Annotated in this window: 22 protein-coding genes; 16 read left to right on the plus strand and 6 right to left on the minus strand. The window is 45.3% G+C overall.

Features of this window, described 5'->3' with window-relative positions; translation table 11 throughout:
• Positions 1-13: 13 nt before the first annotated feature.
• The 4 genes from ACXAFM_RS17470 to rne all read right to left on the minus strand — a co-directional run bounded on the left by ACXAFM_RS17470 (position 14) and on the right by rne (position 7073).
• The gene (locus ACXAFM_RS17470) at positions 14-691 is read right to left on the minus strand and encodes a response regulator transcription factor (RefSeq protein WP_474831256.1); all 678 of its coding nucleotides are present in this window, start codon (positions 689-691) and stop codon (positions 14-16) included.
• A gap of 21 nt (positions 692-712) precedes the next feature.
• Positions 713-2296 (minus strand): sensor histidine kinase, encoded by a 1584-nt coding sequence (locus ACXAFM_RS17475; RefSeq protein WP_474835574.1) that lies wholly within the window; start codon positions 2294-2296, stop codon positions 713-715.
• A gap of 158 nt (positions 2297-2454) precedes the next feature.
• A complete protein-coding gene (locus ACXAFM_RS17480; RefSeq protein WP_474835528.1) occupies positions 2455-3588 on the minus strand; it encodes a phosphotransferase in 1134 nt (377 codons plus the stop codon).
• A gap of 104 nt (positions 3589-3692) precedes the next feature.
• The gene (gene rne, locus ACXAFM_RS17485; RefSeq protein ID WP_474835529.1) at positions 3693-7073 is read right to left on the minus strand and encodes a ribonuclease E; all 3381 of its coding nucleotides are present in this window, start codon (positions 7071-7073) and stop codon (positions 3693-3695) included.
• Positions 7074-7885: 812 nt separating this feature from the next.
• Between rne and rluC the strand changes: the two genes are divergently transcribed.
• Both rluC and ACXAFM_RS17495 read left to right on the plus strand, forming a co-directional pair.
• On the plus strand, positions 7886-8827 hold the full coding sequence (gene rluC, locus ACXAFM_RS17490; protein WP_474835575.1) for a 23S rRNA pseudouridine(955/2504/2580) synthase RluC: 942 nt from the start codon (positions 7886-7888) through the stop codon (positions 8825-8827).
• Positions 8828-8830: 3 nt separating this feature from the next.
• Positions 8831-9538, plus strand: a complete 708-nt coding sequence (locus ACXAFM_RS17495) for an HAD-IA family hydrolase (protein ID WP_474835530.1) — start codon at positions 8831-8833, stop codon at positions 9536-9538.
• Between the two features lie 53 nt (positions 9539-9591).
• Here the strand turns inward: ACXAFM_RS17495 and ACXAFM_RS17500 are convergent, their stop codons facing one another.
• Positions 9592-10212: a Maf family protein gene (locus ACXAFM_RS17500; RefSeq protein WP_474835531.1), complete on the minus strand. Its 621-nt coding sequence runs from the start codon at positions 10210-10212 to the stop codon at positions 9592-9594.
• 153 nt (positions 10213-10365) lie between these two features.
• Here ACXAFM_RS17500 and yceD point away from each other — a divergent pair, with 153 nt between their 5' ends.
• The 14 genes from yceD to ACXAFM_RS17570 all read left to right on the plus strand — a co-directional run bounded on the left by yceD (position 10366) and on the right by ACXAFM_RS17570 (position 21902).
• On the plus strand, positions 10366-10899 hold the full coding sequence (gene yceD / locus ACXAFM_RS17505; protein WP_014976324.1) for a 23S rRNA accumulation protein YceD: 534 nt from the start codon (positions 10366-10368) through the stop codon (positions 10897-10899).
• A 3-nt stretch (positions 10900-10902) separates the two neighbouring features.
• The gene (rpmF, locus tag ACXAFM_RS17510) at positions 10903-11073 is read left to right on the plus strand and encodes a 50S ribosomal protein L32 (protein ID WP_012518206.1); all 171 of its coding nucleotides are present in this window, start codon (positions 10903-10905) and stop codon (positions 11071-11073) included.
• Between the two features lie 15 nt (positions 11074-11088).
• Positions 11089-12114 carry a phosphate acyltransferase PlsX gene (gene plsX, locus ACXAFM_RS17515; RefSeq protein WP_269916416.1) on the plus strand — a complete coding sequence of 342 codons (1026 nt, stop codon included), beginning with the start codon at positions 11089-11091 and terminating at the stop codon, positions 12112-12114.
• Positions 12111-13076 carry a beta-ketoacyl-ACP synthase III gene (locus tag ACXAFM_RS17520; RefSeq protein WP_071814538.1) on the plus strand — a complete coding sequence of 322 codons (966 nt, stop codon included), beginning with the start codon at positions 12111-12113 and terminating at the stop codon, positions 13074-13076. Before plsX ends, ACXAFM_RS17520 begins: the two co-directional genes overlap by 4 nt.
• 72 nt (positions 13077-13148) lie before the next feature.
• Entirely contained in the window at positions 13149-14078 is a 930-nt protein-coding gene (gene fabD / locus ACXAFM_RS17525) for an ACP S-malonyltransferase (RefSeq protein ID WP_474835532.1), read from the plus strand.
• A gap of 9 nt (positions 14079-14087) precedes the next feature.
• Positions 14088-14828 carry a 3-oxoacyl-ACP reductase FabG gene (fabG, locus tag ACXAFM_RS17530; protein ID WP_423077873.1) on the plus strand — a complete coding sequence of 247 codons (741 nt, stop codon included), beginning with the start codon at positions 14088-14090 and terminating at the stop codon, positions 14826-14828.
• A 199-nt stretch (positions 14829-15027) separates the two neighbouring features.
• Positions 15028-15267: an acyl carrier protein gene (acpP, locus tag ACXAFM_RS17535; RefSeq protein ID WP_012518211.1), complete on the plus strand. Its 240-nt coding sequence runs from the start codon at positions 15028-15030 to the stop codon at positions 15265-15267.
• A gap of 80 nt (positions 15268-15347) precedes the next feature.
• Positions 15348-16586: a beta-ketoacyl-ACP synthase II gene (fabF, locus tag ACXAFM_RS17540; RefSeq protein WP_474831263.1), complete on the plus strand. Its 1239-nt coding sequence runs from the start codon at positions 15348-15350 to the stop codon at positions 16584-16586.
• Positions 16587-16860: 274 nt separating this feature from the next.
• Positions 16861-17712 (plus strand): aminodeoxychorismate lyase, encoded by an 852-nt coding sequence (pabC, locus tag ACXAFM_RS17545; protein ID WP_474835533.1) that lies wholly within the window; start codon positions 16861-16863, stop codon positions 17710-17712.
• Positions 17713-17825: 113 nt separating this feature from the next.
• Entirely contained in the window at positions 17826-18845 is a 1020-nt protein-coding gene (gene mltG / locus ACXAFM_RS17550; protein ID WP_474835534.1) for an endolytic transglycosylase MltG, read from the plus strand.
• Positions 18846-18904: 59 nt separating this feature from the next.
• Positions 18905-19579: a dTMP kinase gene (gene tmk, locus ACXAFM_RS17555; protein WP_014979118.1), complete on the plus strand. Its 675-nt coding sequence runs from the start codon at positions 18905-18907 to the stop codon at positions 19577-19579.
• Complete coding sequence (gene holB, locus ACXAFM_RS17560) at positions 19579-20466, plus strand: DNA polymerase III subunit delta' (protein ID WP_474835535.1); 888 nt, start codon at positions 19579-19581, stop codon at positions 20464-20466. The genes tmk and holB overlap by 1 nt, the downstream gene beginning before the upstream one ends.
• Positions 20467-20526: 60 nt before the next feature.
• Positions 20527-21309, plus strand: a complete 783-nt coding sequence (locus ACXAFM_RS17565; protein WP_474831267.1) for a TatD family hydrolase — start codon at positions 20527-20529, stop codon at positions 21307-21309.
• 35 nt (positions 21310-21344) lie between these two features.
• Positions 21345-21902, plus strand: coding sequence for a pyridoxamine 5'-phosphate oxidase family protein (locus ACXAFM_RS17570; RefSeq protein WP_474831268.1), 558 nt, complete (start codon positions 21345-21347; stop codon positions 21900-21902).
• A 178-nt stretch (positions 21903-22080) separates the two neighbouring features.
• On the opposite strand, the gene ACXAFM_RS17575 is transcribed toward ACXAFM_RS17570, so the two are convergent.
• Positions 22081-22713, minus strand: a complete 633-nt coding sequence (locus ACXAFM_RS17575) for an SDR family oxidoreductase (protein WP_474835536.1) — start codon at positions 22711-22713, stop codon at positions 22081-22083.
• Between the last annotated feature and the right edge of the window lie 180 nt (positions 22714-22893).

Here is a 22893-nt window from a genome sequence, read left to right on the forward strand (position 1 = left end):
TGAGACGAAATGGCTATTTTCTAGTGGTTAATCGATATCCATTTCCGCGCAAGGTTTCAATAAATAATAAATCACAGCTTTGGAGCTTTTGACGCAGCCTACTAATGTATACATCAACAACATTGGTAAGTGGGTCGCTGTGGCTTCTCCATACTCGACTTAATATACGTTCTCGAGAAAGGACTTTTTCAGTATTTTCCGCAAAATAATAGAGCATGTCGTATTCTAGTTTAGTGAGTGTAATTTCTTCTCCTGACAGTGTCGCAATGCGAGATTCATCATCGATGTTTAACGGTCCGACGGTTAAGCCTGATTGAGTAACAGGCGTGTTGGTCACTCTTCGGCTTAAGGCCGTTATACGCGCTAGCAGTTCGTCAAAGTCAAAAGGCTTACATAGATAATCGTCTGCGCCTTGTTTTAAACCATTCACGCGCTCCCGTACCTCATCTACTGCTGTAAGTAGCAAAACCATAGGAGCATGAGGGAGAGATTTAATGGCGGGCAACAGCTCTACGCTATCTTCGTCGCCAAACATGCGATCGAGTACGATAATGTCTGGGGACTCGTGTCGAATGCGCGTAACTAAGTTGTGCAATGCCGACTCTTCGACACACTCAAAGCCTTCCGCACTCAAGCCTCGCGATAAAAAGCGTAGTAAGGGGGCTTCGTCATCAGCAATAAGAATCTTCATTGTTAGTATGACCTTAATTATTTATTGTTGAATATTATCTGAATGAATCGCTTGTTCTTCTATCACAGGCAGTGTCAACGTGAACTGAGAGCCTTTGCCTAGCGTAGAGTGGGCAGTTAGTGCGCCGTGGTGCGCTTCTGCTATGGCTTTTGCGATAGACAAACCTAACCCCATTCCATTGCCTTTGCGTTTTAACCTAACAAAGCGTTCAAACACGTGCTGCAAATCACTTGAAGAAATGCCTTCACCGCTATCAATGACTGATACATTGATATTCTGGTCTTCGCTTTCACCACGCAGCGAAATGGGCGTATCTGGATAGGAGTATTTGTGTGCGTTTTCAATAAGAATGGTCAGTGCCTGCGAAATTCTGTCACTGTCTATAAGCACTTGCGCTTTTTCTTTAGCAAGCCATTTAATATCTAGTTTTCTGGGCTTTGTAAGTTTTTGCCACGATGGCATGTTTTGAGTAAGCAGGCTGTGTAAGTCCGATTTAACCAAATCCACCGTGAATTCGTGCATCTCGGCCCGTGCGAGTAGCAGTAAATCATCGACTAATTTACTTAAGTTGACGGCCTGCTCGAGAATGGTTTCTAGCGTCTCTTTGTATATTTCATTGCTAGCTGCAGCTTGCCTAAGAGTGACCTGTGCTTCGCCGCGAATAATGGTTAGCGGTGTGCGCAATTCGTGGCTAACATCGGCCATAAATTGTCGGCGCTTGGCATCTTGCTTGGTTAGCTTGTCATTCGCCTCTTTTAGCGCACGAGTGCGGCTCTCCACTTCAAATTCTAGGTGCTTGCGATGGGCGTCAGCCTGATCTTCGTGTTCTTGTAAACGCGCAATCATAGAGTTAAGTGCTTTGACCAAGTCAGTGAATTCGCTGTCTAGCGTTTCAGGCAACCGATATTGGTAATTTCCTGAAGCAATGGCGTCTGTACCGGTGCGGATGACTGTAAGGGGTTGATAAAGGGCATTGAATAGCCAGTAGCAACCCAGCAAAATGAAGGGGCAGGTGATAAGACCCAAACTAATCGTAAACCATACAATGCTGGTGTTAAGTGTTTCAATGCTAGCATTAATACGCGATACCACACCTGTCTGGCGATTTACCGCAGAGTTGATGGCCTCCCTAAATTGGTTGTCGATAGTTACTTCTAGTAATGTTTGAAGGCGCTGCTGTTGATTAAGTGGGGTGCTGTCGTTACTTAGCGCAATAGCTCTAAACTCTTCCACAATGCCTTGAATAAGCGCTTCAAGTTCATCAGTATCTTCAACACTTCCTAGCGTTGCCTCAAGCCCTAGATCTTCGCGTTGGGCAAGTTCCAGAGATTTTATACGGTTCAACGAGTTTTCTATTTGTTGTTGCTTATTGCGTACTTTCGCTTGGTTCGCATTCTTTCCAAAAATAAGCTCATCGGTTAGCTGTTTGAAAAGTCGGTAGGAAATGCTTGATAACTGTTGGTGTTCTGACAAAAGTGATTGAGCAAGCTGCGCTTGGGTTAGATTAGTACGGGTTAAATGTGCCGAGACAGCAGCACTGGCCAACGCTATTAACAAGATAAATGTAGATAACAACCCAAAAAGATAAAGTTTGCGTTTGTACATGGCAACGACATTGTATTTGTTTGCCACTATATACGCTAAATTTTATGTAATGGTGCAGTTTTATTTGGTTTTAAAGGCGAGCAGCCGTGTGAATTCTTACGAGCATTGCGGGTTTAGTACTTACGTGATTTTGTATTCAGGGCTGTGCTTTAATCTTTTTACTTTAAGGCGGCTAAGGCGATATTAGTTTGGTACTTAAGCTCAGTATCTATTTTCCAGTGCTCGGAGCTCCAACCAGATAAAAACCGATAAAAGTCAGCGCAGGCAAAAGGGTACAGCTTTTTCCATTCGGCAATGACGTGCTCAATATCACTGTTTTTGAAATAAAAAGGGGTATCATGGTTTGACGAGCGAGCTTGTAGTGCGCCTTCTAGTGCAAGGAAATACGTATTAAGTAAAGCGTCCCGATGGGCTATATGGGTTTCAGTGGGTAATGCGCTTCCCAAAAAGTAAGCCACATCTTTTATGCCGACACCAAAACCGACATACTGAAAGTCGACGGCGGCACAGGCGGAAAAATCTTCAGTAAAACAGAAGTTAGCCACTTTAGCATCGCCATGTACTAACGTTTGATAGTTAGCACTATCTAAAGTTCTAGAAATGGCCAGGGCGTTTTGTTTTAACAGACCCTCTGGCATGGCTTGAAACTCATCTTCACGTGTAGCTAAGTGCCAATAAGTGCCCTCGCTCCACAGCTGTATATTTCGGTTTTCAAATTCACTTCTTACATTAAGAAAGCGCGCGTGAAAGTGAGCTAACCATTTGAGAACGGTTTCGCATCGCGCTGGGGTAAGTGAAGAGGCTGTACGTGAGTAGCCAGCGTGCGCTAAATCTTCCATAACCAGAAGGGAGGCTTCGCCCTGCTGGCTGTGAGCTATGTATTTAGCTGTTGGAAAGCAGGCATCAGTTTGCTTTTGAACAAGGCTATAAAAACAGTTCTCTACCGCAAAAGATTGGCACTTTCGGTTATGGCTTGCCTTGCCGTTCCAACCTTTGGGGTGTGAAAGGGTGTTTGGCGGTGTGGCGCATTTTACTACAGCCTTAGTAACTGGTTGGTTGTTGGCTTTGTGTTGGGTAGTTGAGCTATCTTGTACGTGCTGGATTTCATCTCTACAAGTAGCGCTAACATTTTTACTGGCTTTTGCGGTGTCGTCACTAGAATAGCTTAGTGTGGCACGAAAGCAGGCACCGTAGCCACTCCAAAGAGGCTGGATTAGTTGCGTATTTAATACTCTTGCATTACACACTTGGCTTAACCAATCTATATATTGCTGGTCTACCGTGTCTGACATTTCATTCTCAATTCGAACTAGATTTCAAAAGTACACTAACAAACAAAAAAGCCGCTCGAAAGCGGCTTTTATTCATGGGCTAGTCAACCACTAGCAACTGAGATTTATTCAGCCACTGCTGGCGCTTCAGCAACGTCACTTACTGATTGAGGAAGTGTTGTAGTTGCTGATGCTCTCGAGTTGGCGTACGACATGGCCGCAGTTTTACCCGATACTGCTAGTGCAGGTCGTGTATCGTCAGCTTTTGCAGTAAGCGCCACATCAACAAAGGTATCGTTCACTTGCGCTGGCAACGCCATAGGGTGAGATGCACCACGCTTACCTTTACCGCTAGCAGCTAGACTATTTACAGCTGAAGCTGCCCTTACAGTACGTTGCTCTTTGGCCGGCGCCTCAGATGCTTTCGCTTCAGGCTCTGATGGCGCATCTGCCAAGTTAATTTCAACTTGTTCTGGGGATGCTGATTCATCTTTAGCTTCTGGCGCTGCGCTTGAACTGTCAGTATCAGCAGTCTCAACTGAAGATTCAGCGTCTGCTTCCGACACGGATTCTTCAGATTCACTTGATTGTTCAGTGTTTTGAGTTGCTTTGAACTGCTCAGCTTCAGTGGTAGCGTTATCTTCTGCTGCAGTTTCTACAGTCGTAGAAGGCTTATCTTCTGAAGGTTTATTTTCAGCTGAAGCTTCATTACCCGCTGAAGGCTCTGCATCAAACTGAAGTTCGTCCTGAACGGCTTCAACATCAAGCTTGGCTATTTCTTGCTGGCCTTGGTTAGAAACAGGCTGTTCGTCTGCTGGCGCTAGTTGACCAGGCTCCTGTGCTTGCGTTTCTTCAACAACAGGCGCATCTGTCTTAGCTGTTGCTTCAACTTCTGCTTCTGGCTGCTGTGGTGACAGTTCACCAGGCTGTTTAGCTTGCGTGTCTGTATCGTCAACTTGCTGCGACTCTTTCTTACGACGTTGACCTGCGGCACGAACGTGACGAGGAGAGCGGCGTGAACGGCCACGGCCTTCACGTTTTTGACCTTGTTCTTCACTATTGGCTTCACTGCTCGCATCAGTAGTCGCTTCAACAGCGTCATTAGCTACTGAAGTTTGACTATCAACCTTAGCCGCATCCGATTGAGCCGCTACTGGCTTTGCGTCTACAGATTTTTCAGCTACTTGCTGTTCCGCTTGCGGCGCTGGTTTATTAGCGTTCTGCTTAGACTCAACATTACTTTCAGCTGGCGCCTGTGCTTTCTCTACTTTAGACGACTTAGGTTTTGCATCAGCTTTAGGCTTCTGCTGTACCTGTGCTTCTTTCGGCGCAGGGGCTGTTTGAGCGTCATTTTGTTCTGCAGTATTTACGGCATCATCTTTCTTCACACGAACGCTACGGCGCTTGTCACGACGTTTTCTGCGCTCAGCCACTTCACGCTTCTTCTGCGCTTGGTTTTCTTGCTGCTCGCCATCTTGCTTTTCGTGCTTAGGCTTTTGCTGTTCATCGCGATGCTGTTGCGCTTTACGCGGCTTACGGCCTTTGTTATTACGCTTATCGTCTTGGTCTGACCGTTGTTCTTGACGCTGGTCTTTTCGTTGATCGCCGCGCGGTTTGCGATTATCTTTCTGGTCACTATCGCGGTTTTGATCTTTGTCTTGGTCTCGCCCTTTAGACTGGCTGCCACGGCGATTGTTTTTATTGCGCGGCTTACGACGGCGGTCATCATTATTGCGACTGCGGTTGTTTCTATTTTGGTTACCAGACTGTGCTTTCTTGTCTTTATTGGTCTCTTCTTCGCTTTCGCTACCAAATAAGTCGCTGATCCATTTGCCAAAGCGTGCAAACAGTGAAGGCACATCGTCAGCTTTCTTTGCCGGCTCTTCTTTCGGCGCCACAACAGGAGCAGCCGTAGGCGCAACAAGCCCTTTAAGTGCTGGTTCTTCGCGTTTGACGGGTGCAGCGGTCGTCGTTTCTGTTTCAGCTTCTACTGCAGGCATTAGCTCTACGTCGTAGCTCGCTTCAGATACAACGTCGTCTGGACGTCGACGCAACACCTGGTAATGAGGTGTATCCAAGTTTGCATTAGGAATAAGTAGTAAATCTACGCCGTGACGCTTTTCAAGAAGCTGAATTGACTTACGCTTTTCGTTAAGTAGATAGGTCGCAACTGGAACAGGCAACTGTGCTTCAATTTGCCCTGTGTTTTCTTTGATGCTTTCTTCTTCCAAAATACGAAGAATAGACAGTGCTAAAGATTCGGTTCCGCGAATAGTGCCGTGACCAGAGCATCGTGGACACACGTGGTGCGCTGATTCACCTAGAGAAGGGCGTAAACGCTGGCGAGACATTTCCAAAAGACCAAAGCGAGAAATGCGACCCAATTGTACTCGTGCTCTGTCGCTTCTTACCGCGTCTTTCATGCGGTTTTCAACTTCACGTTGGTGACGTACTGGCGTCATGTCGATGAAGTCAATAACTACCAAACCACCTAAATCGCGAAGACGTAACTGACGAGCAATCTCGTCTGCCGCTTCTAAGTTAGTATTAAGTGCAGTCTCTTCAATATCACCACCCTTGGTTGCGCGGGCAGAGTTGATATCAATAGAGGTTAGTGCTTCAGTAGGGTCGATAACAATTGAGCCGCCAGACGGTAAACGCACTTCGCGTTGGAACGCAGACTCAATTTGGCTTTCGATTTGGTAATGGCTAAATAATGGTACTTCACCTCGATAAAGCTTTACACGATTCGCAAAGTCAGGGCGCACTAGCTGGATGTGCTGCAGCGCTTGCTCGTAAATGCTGGTTTTATCGATAAGGATTTCGCCGATATCGCGACGTAGATAGTCACGAATAGCACGCACGATAACGTTACTTTCTTGGTGAATTAAGAAAGGAGCTTCGCGCTCTTCAGATACCTCTGAAATCGCTTCCCAGTGTTTAAGCAGAACTTTTAAATCCCACTCTAATTCTTCGTACGACTTACCTACACCGGCAGTACGCACAATTAGGCCCATACCTTCAGGAAGATCTAATTTGCTTAGTGATTCTTTAAGCTCAGTACGTTCGTCGCCTTCAATACGACGAGAGATGCCGCCAGCGCGTGGGTTATTCGGCATTAGCACCAAATAGCTACCTGCAAGCGATAGGAACGTAGTTAAAGCCGCGCCTTTTTGGCCACGCTCTTCTTTGTCGATTTGAATAATAACTTCTTGGCCTTCCTTAATCACATCTTTGATATTTGGACGGCCTTCGAATTTGTAACCTTTAGGGAAATAAGTGCGGGCAATTTCTTTTAGAGGGAGGAAACCGTGACGCTCTGCGCCGTAGTCGACAAAAGCGGCTTCTAAGCTTGGTTCAACGCGGGTAATTTTACCTTTGTAAATATTCGCTTTTTTCTGTTCGTGCCCTGGGCTTTCAATATCTAAATCGTACAACCGTTGCCCATCAACAAGGGCAACGCGCAACTCTTCTTGCTGAGTTGCATTAATTAACATTCTTTTCATTGTATCTAACTCTGTTTTAGTACAGCCGTTAAGACACAAAATTAAAGTGACATGTGCAAACCCTCACCGCGCAACCTCACGGCTGGACGGGGACCTTGTTGTTGCGTCGCATTATCCCTGGTGGTTGGCCATGTTAGCACCGTTTTTAGCGCTTAATTTTAACTGTTTTCACTTGTGTCTTATTTTCAGACAAAATCGCAAGCGAATTGCAATGGCCACACTGCTTTAAGGATGTCGGGAGCGACTAGCCCTTATTACTGTATTCTTTTTTACGAGCATTTTTATATGCTCGCTAGTCATTTAATTCTGTTAGTTAACGGCAAACTTATTTTATGTTCGCAAGCAATGGCGGTTGCTTTATCACGGCAGTGTAGTCGTTGCCTCTCTAGCTTGGTTGGTCTGAAAAATATTTTTTCATTGCGGATGCTACCAACGCGAACGCCATACTTTTTCGTTTTACAAGTGTGAGTAGCATCGTCGTTCTTTATAGATTGCTATCTCGTTCTCGTTTGTTGTTTTTATAACGCTGAGTTTCACGTTTCTGAAAGGGCGTTTTTTTACCACTTACTATCAAAAACTAAATTGTGAATATTACCGTTCAAAAAACGTCGTTAATTATCGCACCAAAACTGCAAATTTAGCAAGGAAAGCAAGTGAATAAATTGTGTATATCTCAATAAGTAGGCTGTGTACTGAGCGCAGACGAGTAGCAAAAAATTGCCTTTGGTTAAAATTGCGTCGATAAATGCTTTTTTCAATTATTTATCACTTTCAATTAGCCCAGAGAAATACCAATGAGGTATACTCTGCGCATGAAAGAAGAAGCCCCCAAAAAAGTACGTTTTGTAACGGTTGAAGCCGACTTGGCTGGTCAACGAATCGATAACTTTTTGCGTACGCAGTTAAAAGGCGTGCCTAAAAGTATGATCTATCGCATTTTACGCAAAGGTGAAGTGCGAGTGAACAAAGGCCGTGTGAAACCTGAATACAAACTACAAGCCGACGATTTAGTCAGAATTCCACCCGTTCGTGTGTCGGAAGGCGCACCGGCGCCATCGCCTAAACTCGATAAAATTGCAGCGCTTGAGTCGCACATTCTATTCGAAGACGATCGCATACTTGTTATAAACAAGCCCTCTGGAATGGCAGTTCATGGTGGCAGTGGTTTAAGCTTTGGTTTAATCGAAGGCTTAAGAGCCTTGCGTCCCGATGCCAAATTTATGGAATTGGTACATCGACTAGACCGTGACACATCAGGCTGTATTTTGATAGCCAAGAAGCGTTCTGCCCTTCGCCACATGCATGAGCAGCTTCGCACCGGTAAAATGGACAAGCGATATAATGCGCTAGTTGCAGGTGAGTGGCCTAAAACCCGATTTAAAGTTAAAGCGCCGCTTCGTAAAAATGTGCTGCAATCGGGTGAGCGCATGGTAAGCGTAAGCGACGATGGTAAACCGTCAGAAACTCGCTATCGCATATTAGAGGAATACGCAGGTGCAACCTTAGTTGAGGCATCGCCTATCACAGGTAGAACTCACCAAATTCGTGTTCACTGTTTGCACGCCGGTCATCCTATTGCTTGCGACCCTAAGTACGGTGATGCGGATTTTGATGCATCAATGCGCCAAAAAGGGCTGAACAGACTGTTCCTTCACGCTCGCAGTATTTCACTGCTGCACCCAGCGACTGAAGAGCGAGTGACCTTTACTGCACCCTTAGACAATACACTCTCAAATACACTAAAAGCTCTGTAATTTATGCACTCAAAGAATCAGGCTGTGGCAGCACAGCCTTTCACTTCATTAAATGAAAAGCTGCCTAAGTACAAACTTGTTATCTTTGACTGGGATGGCACGCTCATGGATTCGGCGGCAAAAATTGTTAGCTGCATGCAGCTAGCGGCAAAACAGTGTGAAATGCCAATTCCTACCTATGACGAAGTAGGCCACATTATTGGCATAAGTTTAAAGCCCGCCATAAAGCAGCTTTTTAAAATTGAAGATGATGCGTTAGCTGAACGTTTAGTCGCAGCATATAAAGATGCGTTTGTTACCCGTGATACAACGCCGTGTCCGTTGTTTGATGGCGTTGAGCAGTTACTGAATACTTTAAAAAAAGCGGGATGTACATTAGCCGTGGCGACAGGCAAAGCACGCCGCGGACTTGACCGAGCTTGGTTACAAACAGAAACGGGCGTTTTTTTCAGTACGTCGCGCACTGCTGACGAGGCAGAATCAAAACCATCGCCGGATATGCTGTTGCAGATTCTCGAAGAGCTCGGCTATGAAATAAAAGATGCCGTGATGATTGGCGACACAACCTACGACATGCAAATGGCGAAAACTATCGGTATGGATAGAATAGGGGTGTCTTACGGTGTTCATGCGCAGGTTCATTTAGAAGCGTTGTCACCTGTGGCACTTGTACACTCTGTAAGTGAACTAGAGACAGCGTTATTTAAATAGCGCTGTTTTTATTAGAACTGCCTTGATACAACTGCTCTGACAGAATTAGTGGCTTACTGCGCTGCCATTGCTAATAAATCCACATTGAAGTGGGCGCCCAGTAGTTCATTTAGCAGCATTATAGGAAGGCCTATTAGACTGTTAGGGTCGCGGCTCTCTATTTTGTCAAACAGCAGTACACCTAACCCTTCGCTTTTAAAACTGCCGGCGCAATCTAGCGGCTTTTCTTTTTCTACGTAGGCGCGAATGGCAGCTTCGCTGTTTTGACGAAAGAAAACTCGGGTTTCATCTACCTGAGTTACCGTTTTATTGGTACTAGGTTGGTGAAGGCAAAGTGCGGTATAAAATGCCACTTGTTTACCTTGGCACGCGATTAGTTGCTTTACTGCATTTTCAGACGTACCCGGTTTGCCAAGTAACTGAGGCCCTGTGTCGGTTTGTACCAAAGCTACTTGATCACTTCCTATGATAATGGTGTCGTTATTTACTTTTTCTAATTCAGCGGCAACCTTGTGCGCCTTTTGTTCGGCCAAACGCAAACTCAATGCAGTAGGGCTTTCGTTCGCAAAGGGCGTTTCGTCAATATCTGGTGCGTGGGTGTCTACCTGAATACCAATGTTGGCGAGCAACATTTTTCGGTATTGCGATGATGAGGCGAGAACAAGGGAGGGCACAAATACTCCTTTTATAAAATCAATATGTTGCATAGTTTGAGTTAGTAGTACAATCTTACTTTATCACTGCGCACAACATACAGTGTTTTATTATAGGTTAAAACGCAATTTTGCTTTGACAGGAAGGGGTTGACCCTATATCATGCGCGCCCTATGCAGAAAGTGAAACTCCCTCATTCGGTTGAACCGACTAAAAGTGCCATGAAACGTTCCGATTACCGGGGCGTGATTGCGTCTAAAGATATGGAACGATTGAGTGAAGCAGTTGTCCGATGCAATGACTATGTGGACGCAGAAGTACAGTTCGAAAAAGACGCGCAGGGTCTTACTGTCTTTCACGGCCACTTAGCCACGCAGGTAACACTTATCTGTCAAAGGTGTAATGGTGAACTCGATTATCCCGTGGAAGCGGAATTCTGTTTTACTCCAGTGCAGGGAGAAGAACAGGAAAGCGATGACATCATTCCCGAGGCTTACGAACCGGTAGAGGTCAACGACCACGGAGAAGTTAATCTGCTTCAGATTTTTGAAGACGAGCTACTGTTATCATTGCCAATTGTACCCCTTCATGCAGAGTCGGAGTGTACAGTGAAGCAGGACGATATGTCGTTTGGAAAGATTGAACCGGAACAAGAGCGACAAAACCCTTTCGCGGTTTTGAAAGAACTTAAGCGAGACCAGGAGTAAGTTATGGCAGTACAACAAAATCGTAAAACGCGTTCTAAGCGCGGTATGCGTCGCTCACACGATGCATTGACAGGCGCGACTTTGTCTGTCGATTCAACGTCGGGCGAAACTCACCGTCGTCACCACGTGACCGCTGACGGTTATTATAAAGGCAAGAAAGTAATCGGCGCGTAATACGGCGACTACATTTTGTCTAAACTAACCATCGCGTTAGATATCATGGGGGGCGATCATGGTCCCCCTGTTATCCTTTCCGCAGCCGTAAAGGCTATCCAACTTCATCCCGATGTGCATTTCACATTGTGCGGTGACGAAAAAATTATCAATTCGAGCTTGCAACCCCTTACCAATGTTGAGCGCAACCGCGTTACCATAAAGCATTGCTCACAAGTGGTTGAAATGGGCGAAGCGCCTACATCAGCGCTACGAAATAAAAAAGACTCTTCTATGCGTCGCGTTATCGAACTCGTTGAGAGCGGTGAAGCAGACGCGTGCGTAAGTGCAGGTAATACCGGTGCACTACTTACCTTGTCTTTCTACTTACTCAAAACCTTGTCAGGCATTGATAGGCCCGCGCTTATTAATATGATGCCGACAACAGGGCACCATAATGTTTTTCTTTTAGATTTAGGCGCTAACGTAAACTGCACGCCTGAAATACTTTTCCAATACGGTGTTATGGGTTCAGTGCTTGCGCAAGAGGTGGCGGGCATAGCATCGCCACGGGTTGCCTTATTGAACGTGGGCGAAGAAGATATTAAAGGTAACGCACAGGTAAAATCTGCCGATCAGCTTTTTAAAGATGCGCCAGGCATAAACTATATTGGTTATGTGGAAGGTGACGACATTTTCACCGATCATGCCGATGTAGTGGTAACAGACGGCTTTACCGGAAATGTAGCGCTTAAATCGAGCGAAGGGCTGGCTAAGTTAGTGATAAACGAAGTAAAACGCCAGTCACAGAAGAACTTTTATACCCGGTTATTGGCAAAAATTGCCTTCCCATTACTGAAATCTATCTATAACAGCGTGAACCCCGACCAGTATAACGGTGCGAGTCTGATAGGATTGCGCGGCATTGTTATCAAGAGTCATGGAAATGCACAAAAAGATGCCTTTTATTACGCCATCGTGCAAGCAATGAAAGAAGCAAAAATGCATTTACCTGAGAAGATAAAGACTAAGATAGAAACGGTATTGTTGGAGCAGCTTTGAGCAAATATTCACGCTTTATAGGAACAGGTAGCTATTATCCCAGCGACGTGCGTACAAACGCAGATTTAGAGCAAATGGTGGACACCAGTGACGAATGGATCACTGACCGTACCGGGATAAAAGAGCGACGTATTATTGGAGCAGATGAAACCGCTGCTACCATGGGTGCAGAAGCCAGTAAAAAAGCCATAGAAATGGCGGGCATCGACCCAAAATCTATCGACATGATTGTGTGCGCTACCACAAGTGGTCGCTATGCGCTTCCAAGCACAGCATGTGAAATTCAACGTATTCTTGATTTAGACGGCATTCCGGCATTTGACGTGGCTGCTGCGTGTGCAGGCTATTGTTATGCATTGAGTGTGGCCGATCAGTACATTAAATCGGGAATGGCTAAACGCATTCTTGTAATCGGAACCGACTGCCTAAGCCGTTTGATAGACCCAGAAGACAGAACCATGGTTATTCTGTTTGGAGATGCTGCAGGCGCGACTATTATAGAAGCCAGTGATGAACCTGGTATTTTATCTACACATATTCATGCAGCAGGTTCATACGGCGACTTGTTATACGTAGGCAATCCAACCCGTGGTGATGAGCAGTCAGTTCACGAAAATTGGGGTGTGATGCGCGGCAACGAAGTATTCAAAGTTGCGGTAACCAAGCTTTCAGAAGTGGTTGAACAAACCCTTGCTGCGAACGGTATGCAAAAATCTGATCTTGACTGGTTAGTGCCTCACCAAGCAAACTTTAGAATTATTAAAGCGACAGCTAAAAAGCTAAATATGTCTCTTGACCAAGTTGTGCTTACGTTAGAACAGTATGGCAATACCTCTGCTGCTACCGTGCCAACAGCGCTTGATACCGCTATCAGAGATGGACGCATACAACGCGGACAGCATTTATTACTAGAAGCATTCGGAGGCGGATTTGCTTGGGCATCGGCGCTTGTACGCTATTAGCCTAACGCGATGATGAATTTTAACTTCGACGTATTCTCGTTTCTAGTAAACTAAAAATAATAAGGAATCGACATGACAAAGACAGCCTGTGTATTTCCAGGACAAGGTTCTCAAAGTGTGGGCATGTTAAAGGAACTTGCTGAGACTTCTCCTATTATCGAAGCAACGTTTAAAGAAGCCTCTGACGCACTTGGATACGACCTGTGGGATTTAGTCCAAAACGATGCAGACGGTAAACTTAACGAAACCCATATCACTCAGCCAGCGCTCCTTGCTGCTAGCGTAGCAATTTGGCGTGTTATCCGCGAACAGGGCATCGACGTAGATTACCTAGCGGGCCACAGCCTTGGTGAGTACTCAGCATTAGTATGTGGCGGCGCCATGGATTTTGCTGATGCTATCAAACTTGTGGAAGCCCGCGGCAAATACATGCAAGAAGTTGTACCAGCAGGTGCGGGTGCCATGTATGCCATTATCGGATTAGACGACGCTGCCATTGCTGATATCTGCCAGCAAACCGCTATCGCTACGGGCGATGTGGTTGCGCCGGTAAACTTTAACTCTCCAGGCCAAGTGGTTATTGCAGGGGAAAAGAATGCAGCAGAGCAAGCCGCTAATGCATGTAAAGAAGCGGGCGCAAAGCGCGCACTTCCTCTTGCGGTAAGCGTTCCTTCACACTGTGAGTTAATGCGTCCTGCAGCAGATAAGTTAGAAGACGCGTTAACGTCATTGAACGTTAATGAGCCTGCAATCAATATTGTGAATAATGTTGATGTCACTATTGAAACCCAAGGTGATGCAATCAAAAACGCGTTAGTGAGACAGCTTTATTGCCCTGTTCAATGGACTCGTACTGTTGAATATTTGGCGGCAGCGGGTGTTGAGCGTGTTATTGAAGTAGGTCCAGGTAAAGTACTTACCGGATTGAATAAACGTATTGATAAGAGCCTAGCGTCTCTTGCAGTTAATACACCTGATGGTGTTGAAGCTTTAAAACAATAAGGAAACGCAATGAGTCAATTAGACGGTAAAGTTGCGCTTGTTACCGGCGCAAGCCGAGGTATAGGCAAGGCAATTGCCACGCAGCTTGCTCAGCAAGGTGCTACAGTTATCGGAACGGCAACCAGTGAAAATGGTGCGCAAGCGATCAGCGATTATCTTTCTGAATTCGGCGGCAAGGGTTTTGCGCTTAATGTCACCGACAAAGAAAGTGTAGATACAACATTAAAAGCAATTAACGAAGCTTTTGGTAGCATCGATATATTGGTCAATAATGCAGGTATCACACGTGATAATCTGCTAATGCGCATGAAAGATGACGAGTGGCAGGACATTATCGACACCAACTTAACTTCAATTTTCACACTGTCAAAAGCGGTACTTCGCGGTATGATGAAGAAGCGTTGTGGTCGCATTGTAAATATCGGTTCTGTAGTGGGTAGTGCGGGTAACGCTGGTCAGGCGAACTATGCTGCAGCGAAAGCAGGGGTTATTGGTTTTTCTAAATCAATGGCTCGTGAAGTAGCTTCTCGCGGTATCACCATCAACGTTGTGGCGCCTGGTTTTATCGATACCGATATGACAAAAGCGCTAACCGATGACCAAAAAGAAGCCATTTTCAAAGATATTCCGGCTAACCGTTTAGGTGCGCCTGATGAAATTGCAGCCACTGTTGCCTTTTTAGTAAGCGATGGTGCAGCCTATATTACAGGCGAAACTATCCATGTAAATGGTGGTATGTATATGGGGTAAATTCGCAAAATTTGCGAATTTTCCTTAGTTTGGGGTGGTATTTACCCGAACTTGGATGTAAAAATAGTATTTTACGAATTTCGAATGTCGCTGGTTTGACCAGAAAATTTGTTTAAACTGGTGCTTGCAAGGATGCACCTTGCAAAATAAACTAGCGGCACTTTTATTATCTAGTGACGTTTAAGGGAAACCTAGAATTATGAGTAACATTGAAGAACGCGTTAAGAAAATCATCGTTGAACAACTTGGCGTGAAAGAAGAAGAAGTAAAAGCAGAAGCTTCATTCGTTGACGATTTAGGCGCTGATTCACTTGACACTGTTGAGCTAGTAATGGCTTTGGAAGAAGAATTCGACACTGAAATTCCTGACGAAGAAGCAGAAAAAATTACTACTGTTCAGTCTGCAATTGACTACATCAACGCTAACAAAGACGCTTAAGTCTTAAGTAGCGACAAAGCGGCTCTTCTTACAGAGCCGTTTTTGTATCTCCTACCTTAGTTCCAAAGCGAGGGCTTTTTGTGACAAAACGTCGCGTAGTGGTTACTGGTCTTGGAATGCTTTCACCATTAGGTCTTAATAGCGAAGACACATGGCGCAAACTGCTCGCGGGCGAAAGCGGCATTGGTGAAATCACCCATTTCGATTGTAGTAACTATTCAACCCGTTTCGCAGGTCAAATTAACGATTTTGATCCGCAGGAATACATTGAAAAGAAAGAAACCAAGAAAATGGACCGCTTTATCCAATTGGGTATTGCAGCAGGCAAGCAAGCTTTGGTCGATTCTGGTTTAACTGTTTCACAAGATAATGCGCATCGCGTAGGTGTAGCCATTGGTTCAGGTATTGGTGGTTTAGAACAAATTGAACAAAACCATTTAAAACTGACAAATAGTGGACCTAAGCGCGTATCGCCATTCTTTGTACCTTCAACCATTACCAACATGATTTCAGGCTTTTTGTCTATCATGGAAGGGTTGAAAGGACCGAATTTAAACGTTGTGACTGCTTGTACAACAGGGGTTCATAACATTGGTATTGCCGCAAGAACTATTGCTTATGGCGATGCTGATGCCATGCTGGCCGGAGGCGCAGAAGCGTCTATTACTCCGCTAGGTATGGCAGGCTTTGCCGCAGCTCGTGCGTTGTCATCTCGCAACGACAACCCACAAGCAGCAAGCCGCCCATGGGATAAGGACCGCGATGGTTTTGTTATGGGTGAGGGTGCTGGCGTGGTAATGCTGGAAGAATACGAAGCAGCTAAGGCACGTGGTGCTACTATCTATGCTGAGCTAGTTGGTTTTGGTATGAGTGGCGACGCGTACCACATGACATCTCCACCTGAAGATGGTGAAGGCGCGGCCGCATCTATGCAAAACGCAATAAACGACGCGAAGATGGATGCAAGCGAAATTGGCTATGTTAACGCTCACGGTACGTCTACGCCTGCCGGTGACATTGCAGAAGTGGCTGCGGTAAAACGTGTATTTAACGATCATGCTCACAAATTACTTGTTAGCTCTACCAAGTCAATGACAGGTCACTTACTGGGTGCGGCCGGTTCGGTTGAGGCAATTTTCACTATTTTGGCACTGCGTGACAAAATGGCGCCGCCAACCATTAATTTGGATGAACCAGGTGAAGGCTGCGACTTAGACTTTGTTGCACACAAAGCGAAAGCATTCAGTGAAGACTACGCACTGTGTAACTCATTCGGGTTTGGCGGTACGAACGGCTCATTGATATTTAAGCGTATATAGCGCACTCTAGCTAACATATATTCTCGCGAGTTTTACTCGCATTTAAAAGGCAGCTTCGGCTGCCTTTTGTTGTTTATGTGACCAAGTAGAACCACTATACCTGCGGTAACACGCCGCGATTACGAATATTTTAACTCTCGCTAAGTTAGTTATTATCTATGCAGGCTGTTATTATTCATTAGCGGCCAACTAAATGGTCGTAGCTATAAGTTGTTTGACCAATTCAAGTTGGTATACTCCCATCAAAGATAGTAACGGCGAACAAGAGTAGGCAGTGATAATTATTCCCAGCGCTACGCCTATTTCACCCAGTGATAGGGCGTTTAATTACGGAGACGGTGTGTTTACTACACTGATGGTGAACGAACACAAAGTAGAATTATTGCCTTATCATCTTTCACGTTTAGAGCACGATACAGCTGCCATCAAACTAGATATCGATATAGATATCCTCGAAGCGGCAATCGCAGAACAAGTTAAGGCGATAAAGAAAGCTTCAGAAGACAACGCATCAACTAAATATGTATTAAAAGTTCACGTTTCTGGTGGTCAGGCGGGTAGAGGCTATGCGCGAAGTAAAGAGAGTGAAGCATTAGTAAGATTCAGTCAGCACCCATACCCGAGTCATTACGATAGTCTTGCTGATGACGGGATAACGCTTATATGTGCTCAAACTAAGCTAGCCATTCAACCATTGCTTGCGGGTGTAAAGCATATGAACAGGCTAGAACAAGTCTTAGTTAAGCACGAAGTAGACGATGCTGGCGCACACGATGCTATTGTTTGCGATACCCAAGATAACATCATTGAAGCGAGTGCTGGCAATGTATTTTTCTACCTCAATGAACAATGGTATACCCCGTCTTTGAAAGGAAGCGGTGTCAATGGCGTAGTCAGGCAGTGCCTTATTGATTCGCTGTTAAACGACAATTGTTCGCTTCACGTGGGGGGATATGACTTTTCTTATTTGCGAAAAGCGAGTGCAGTGGTAATTACCAATGCACTAATGGGCGTTATGCCGGTACAGCAAATACGAATGCCGGATTTCTCTTATGTCGATTTTGATACAAAAAGCGATGCGATTGTAGCGCTAAAGACACGGCTTCAGACTGCGCTTAAAAATTAACTAAAACGCACTTCTTACAACAGGGTTCGTCAACGTTTTACGAGCTTCACCAGATTAGTAGTAAAAAGAAACAAAATGGAATGTAGAGCAATGAAAAAAGGGGAAGTTCAAGCATGAAGCGGGTAATTGTTATTCTATTATCTCTTGTCATGCTTGCCGTTGTTGGGGCAGCCTCTGGCGTAATGTATGTCTCGAGCAAGGTTACCGATGAACTAGCATTAAAAAGTGAAATCTTATTTACGATAGAGAGCGGCAGTAACGCTTATCGTACCGTGAAACACTTGCGTAAAATAGGCATGACCGATGTGTCGCCCTTTGTTGCGAAGGTGTGGCTCAAATTCTTCGCAGGCAGTACGTCTGTTAAGTCTGGCACCTACATGCTGCACCCAGGGCAGTCACTAGTAGATGTGTTTACCTTGTTTACTGAGGGCGATGAGCATCTGTTTGCAGTGAGTTTAGTTGAAGGGCTAACCCTTGCACAGTGGCTTGAGGAGCTTAAACAAAACACAGATTTGGTGTTTGATTTAAACGAAGGGAAATTAAACCAACTCACTCAGGATAATGGCGTAGATTGGTGTTGCGAAAACGTTTCGCAGACAGAGGGCGTTTATTTGGCTGATACGTATTTCTTTACCAAAGGCACAACCGCAAGCGCGTTATTGAAAAGAGCACACCGCGCGCTAATTGACTTTGTCTCTAGCGAATGGGAGTTACGGGATGCCGAACTGCCGTTAGCCACACCTTACGAGGCTCTTATCTTGGCGAGTATCATTGAAAAAGAAACGGCTGTGCCTGCGGAACGTGACATGATTTCAGGCGTTTTCGTCAATAGGCTAAACAGAAATATGCGTCTTCAAACTGATCCCACCGTGATTTATGGTATCGGTCCTACGTTTGACGGAAACATTACTCGTAAGCACTTGCGAACAGCAACGCCTTACAATACCTATGTTATTAAAGGGCTCCCTCCTACGCCTATCGCGATGGCAGGCAAGGCCGCCATTCACGCTGCGTTGCACCCACTGACAACGGATGCACTCTATTTTGTGGCGAAGGGCGATGGCAGCCATCAATTTTCTACGACACTAGCTGAACACAATGCAGCTGTGCGAAAATACCAGTTAAAACGATAGCCGTATTGATGCAGACAACCGATACGTTATAGCTAAATAAAAACAGAGTTTAAAAAGTAATGCGCGGAAAGTTTATTGTAGTTGAAGGCCTTGAAGGGGCAGGAAAAAGCTCAGTGATTGGGCTGATTGTTCAAGCATTGAAAGGGGCAGGAAAGCGCGTTGAGCAAACTCGTGAGCCAGGCGGCACACCGATGGCAGAAGCCATTCGAGAATGTGTAAAACACGACTGGGATGAGACCGTGAGTGAGGAGACTGAGCTACTTCTTATGTATGCGGCTCGTGTGCAATTACTTACCAATAAAATCTTACCTTCACTTGATGCTGGTGCGTGGGTGGTAGGTGACAGACACGACCTGTCATCTCAAGCCTATCAAGGCGGTGGTCGGGGCGTCAGTGGAAAAACAATGTCGGCCATCAGCGATATCGCCCTTAAAGGGTTTAAGCCAGATTTAACTCTATACCTGGATGTCGAGCCTGCGGTTGGACTAGAGCGCGCCCGCGGGCGAGGGGAGCTTGACCGCATTGAGCAAGCGGGGCTCGCCTTTTTCGAACGAACTCGTGCAAAATACTTGTCTCTTGCTAAGCAAGATGAATCTATTGTCGTAGTTAGTGCAATGCAGCCTATGGAAAAGGTTCATCAAGACGTGATTGCGATTATCAATGACTATGTGACGAACACAAGTAGCGAAAGCAGTAACATTGCTCGAAACGAAAGCCAGCAGGGGAAAGGCTAATGCAAGTAATGCCTTGGTTTGCTACAACGTTCTCGACGTTACTGTCGCGATATATGGCAAAGAAACTACACCATGGTTTATTGCTGACAGGGCCAAAGGGAATTGGAAAATACCAACTCGCGTTAGGGTTAAGCAATGCGCTATTGTGTAAGCAGCCAAGCATAAATGGGCCATGTGAACAGTGTCAAAGTTGCCATTTAAGGCAAGCTGGAAACCACCCAGACTTTCATGTTTTAGAAAGTGAAAAGCAGTTAGGTGTGGATAAGATTCGTGAAGGCATAGCCAAGCTATCAGGTACTGCGCAAATGGGGGGCAATAAAGTGTTGTTGATCCCTCGTGCCGATACCATGACGGAAGCGGCGGCTAATGCACTGTTGAAAACCTTGGAAGAACCCACAAATAATACCTTCTTGCTGCTGCTCACTGACAGTATCAATAAAATTATGCCGACCATATTAAGTCGATGTGAACGGCAGATACTCTCGCTCCCGTCAGTGTCAGACAGTTTGAACTACTTAAACGCTAAGGGCGTAGAAGATGCAAGCGAAGCGTTACTGGCAGCTTATGGCTATGCCCCTCTTCGCGTAGAAGAGGCACTCTCTGGTGACGAAGGTATTAGTTATCGCGATTTTAGTGATGGCATGCAGGCACTTTTAGCAGGTGATGCGAATATGCAGGCGCAAGCACTTGCAAATAAATGGCAGGGCAATGCGCAGCAAATCGCATTGTGGTGCCAACAAATGGCCCATGACGAATACATGAAACGTCAGCAGGCCGTCGACTTTGAACGCTATGTAGCGTGTGTAGAGGCAGTAAAAACGCTCGAGCATGCTGGGGTAAATAAATCGATGGTGCTGTTTGGGTTGTTAAAGCAGTTTCAACGTTAGCAGACAAATACAGTCTTTTTGTTCCTTTTGTCTGAAAGCAATTTTTTATACAGGTGTAGTTTGTTCGTAGATTCTCATTGTCATTTAGACCGACTTAAACAAGGGCCAGAAGAGCTGGCTGAAACCTTAAATTTCGCAAGAACCCGAGGTGTTGAACACTTCCTTTGTGTGTGCGTATCTGTTGGTGATTACGACAGCATGTTAGACGCTGTTAGCCAATTTGATGACGTTTCAGTTTCTTGTGGTGTGCATCCGTTGCATCAAGATGAAGCGTGCAGTTATGAAGAACTGCTAGAGAAGGCGCAGCGTGAAGAAGTTGTTGCGATAGGAGAGACAGGGCTGGACTATTTTTACAGCCCGGAAAGTAAAGATATTCAGCTTACCTCTTTTATAGACCATATTAAGGTGGCTAACGAGACCAACAAGCCACTTATTATCCACACGCGGGATGCGAGAGAAGATACCATCAACTTACTCCGTGAATACAAAGCAGAGCATACCAAAGGCGTTTTACATTGTTTTACTGAGTCATTGGAGATGGCCCAGGCGGCTATAGAGATGGATTTTTACATTTCGATTTCTGGCATTGTGACTTTTAATTCCGCTGATGAATTACGTGAAGTCGTGAGAGCTATACCTTTAGAGCGGTTGCTAATTGAGACTGACTCGCCTTGGCTTGCACCAGTCCCTCATCGCGGTAAGCAAAACCAACCAGGCTATGTAGTGGAAGTGGCTGAGTTCATTGCAGAGCTTAAAGGTGTATCGGTTAAAGAGCTTGCCAATATTACTACGCGCAATTTTTACACCTTATTTTCTTTAGCTGATAGGAAAAAAGCAGCGTAACGAAAATAGCGGTTGGTTTATAATAGGAGGTGGGCATGCCCCAGTGGCGACAAGGATTGACAAAGAGTCTTCACCAAACCCGCAGTATGCCAGAGAGTCGTTACTTTCAGTTAGCTACTGTGGACGGTAGTGGTGTACCGTACTGCCGTACCGTGGTTTTTAGAGGGATCACCGACGACAACCAACTGGTGGTTATTTCTGACACTCGCTCAGATAAATATGACCAGCTTGGCCAGAATCCTCACTCTCAGGTGTGTTGGTATTTCTCTAAAACTAGGGAGCAATATCGCTTCTCTTGTACTGCAACAATAATAACGTTACATCAAGATGCTGACTTAGTTACTCAGCACTGGAATAAATTGTCAGATGCAGGCAAAAAGCAGTTCTTATGGGGCGAGCCCGGCACACCAAGAAACGATGGTTCGGCACTACAGGTTGAAGGGGATTTTGGTGTAGTACCACCTCATTTCTGTGTGATCATGCTTGCTATTGATAGCGTAGATTACCTGAATTTGAGAGGTAACCCTCAAAGCCGAGAGTGGCACCAAAAAGACGGCAATGCCAATTGGATGAGTCAGTCGTTGATTCCCTAGACAAAAAATCAACGTTTTCCTAGCAAATTGAATGAAAACTCCAAGCTTAAATATGCTTCAAACCTGTGGTTAAGATTAGACGCTCGATTAATGTGTCTTAGGCACATATTTGAAGCCCTCTTGCTCTTCGTTGTTAAACTTGCAAGAGTACAAGGGGGCTTTACATTATTTATACAGTTTATAAAACCTGAGAGATCGGTGTTTCGCCTTTGAACAGGTGAGTAATTACGTTTTCAGTTCCTTCTTTTGCAACGCTTTCCACAATGGCTGTAGCTACGTCTTCCCTCGGTATAACAGCATCATCTTTATTGCTGGGCATATCTGTGCGGACAAGGTGATTACCTGGTTCATTTAATAAGGTACCTGGGCGGAGGATGGTATAATGTAAGCCACTATTAATTAAATGCTCGTCTGCCATGTGTTTCGCAACTAAGTAAGGCTTTATGGATGATTCAACGGAGTCAGGATCGCCAGCACCGATAGAGCTTACCATTACAAACTTGGGTGTACCTGCAGCCTTTGCGTAGTTAACCGCATTGCGAGCGGCCCATAGGTCTATCATTAACGTCTTATCTGCCCCTGTATTTCCTCCCGAACCGGCTGTAAACACAGCGACATCTGCGCCTTCGAAATGTGCCGAGAAGTCTTTTTCTAAATCCTGCTCAACCACCGTAAGGTTGCTACTTTGTATATCAGAAAGTTTCTGTGGGCTTCTTACAGGAGCTAAAACCTTGTGCCCTGCATCTAAGAGCTTTACGGTGGCTTGTTTACCGATTTGTCCTGAAGCGCCAATCACTAATACGTTAGCCATAATGTTATCCTCCTTGCAATTAAAAATGTTTGTCGTTACGAAGTTTTATAAGAAGCAAACGCAACAAGTGATCAATAACTACGGTGGATTGCATGTTAAAGAGATTGACTGCATAAAAGAGTAAACGCAAAAAAGCCAGATTGAGTTAGTCAAGACCTTGTGGATAGGGGCACGGTATGT

This window comes from Alteromonas sp. ABD4_190 (assembly GCF_056160105.1).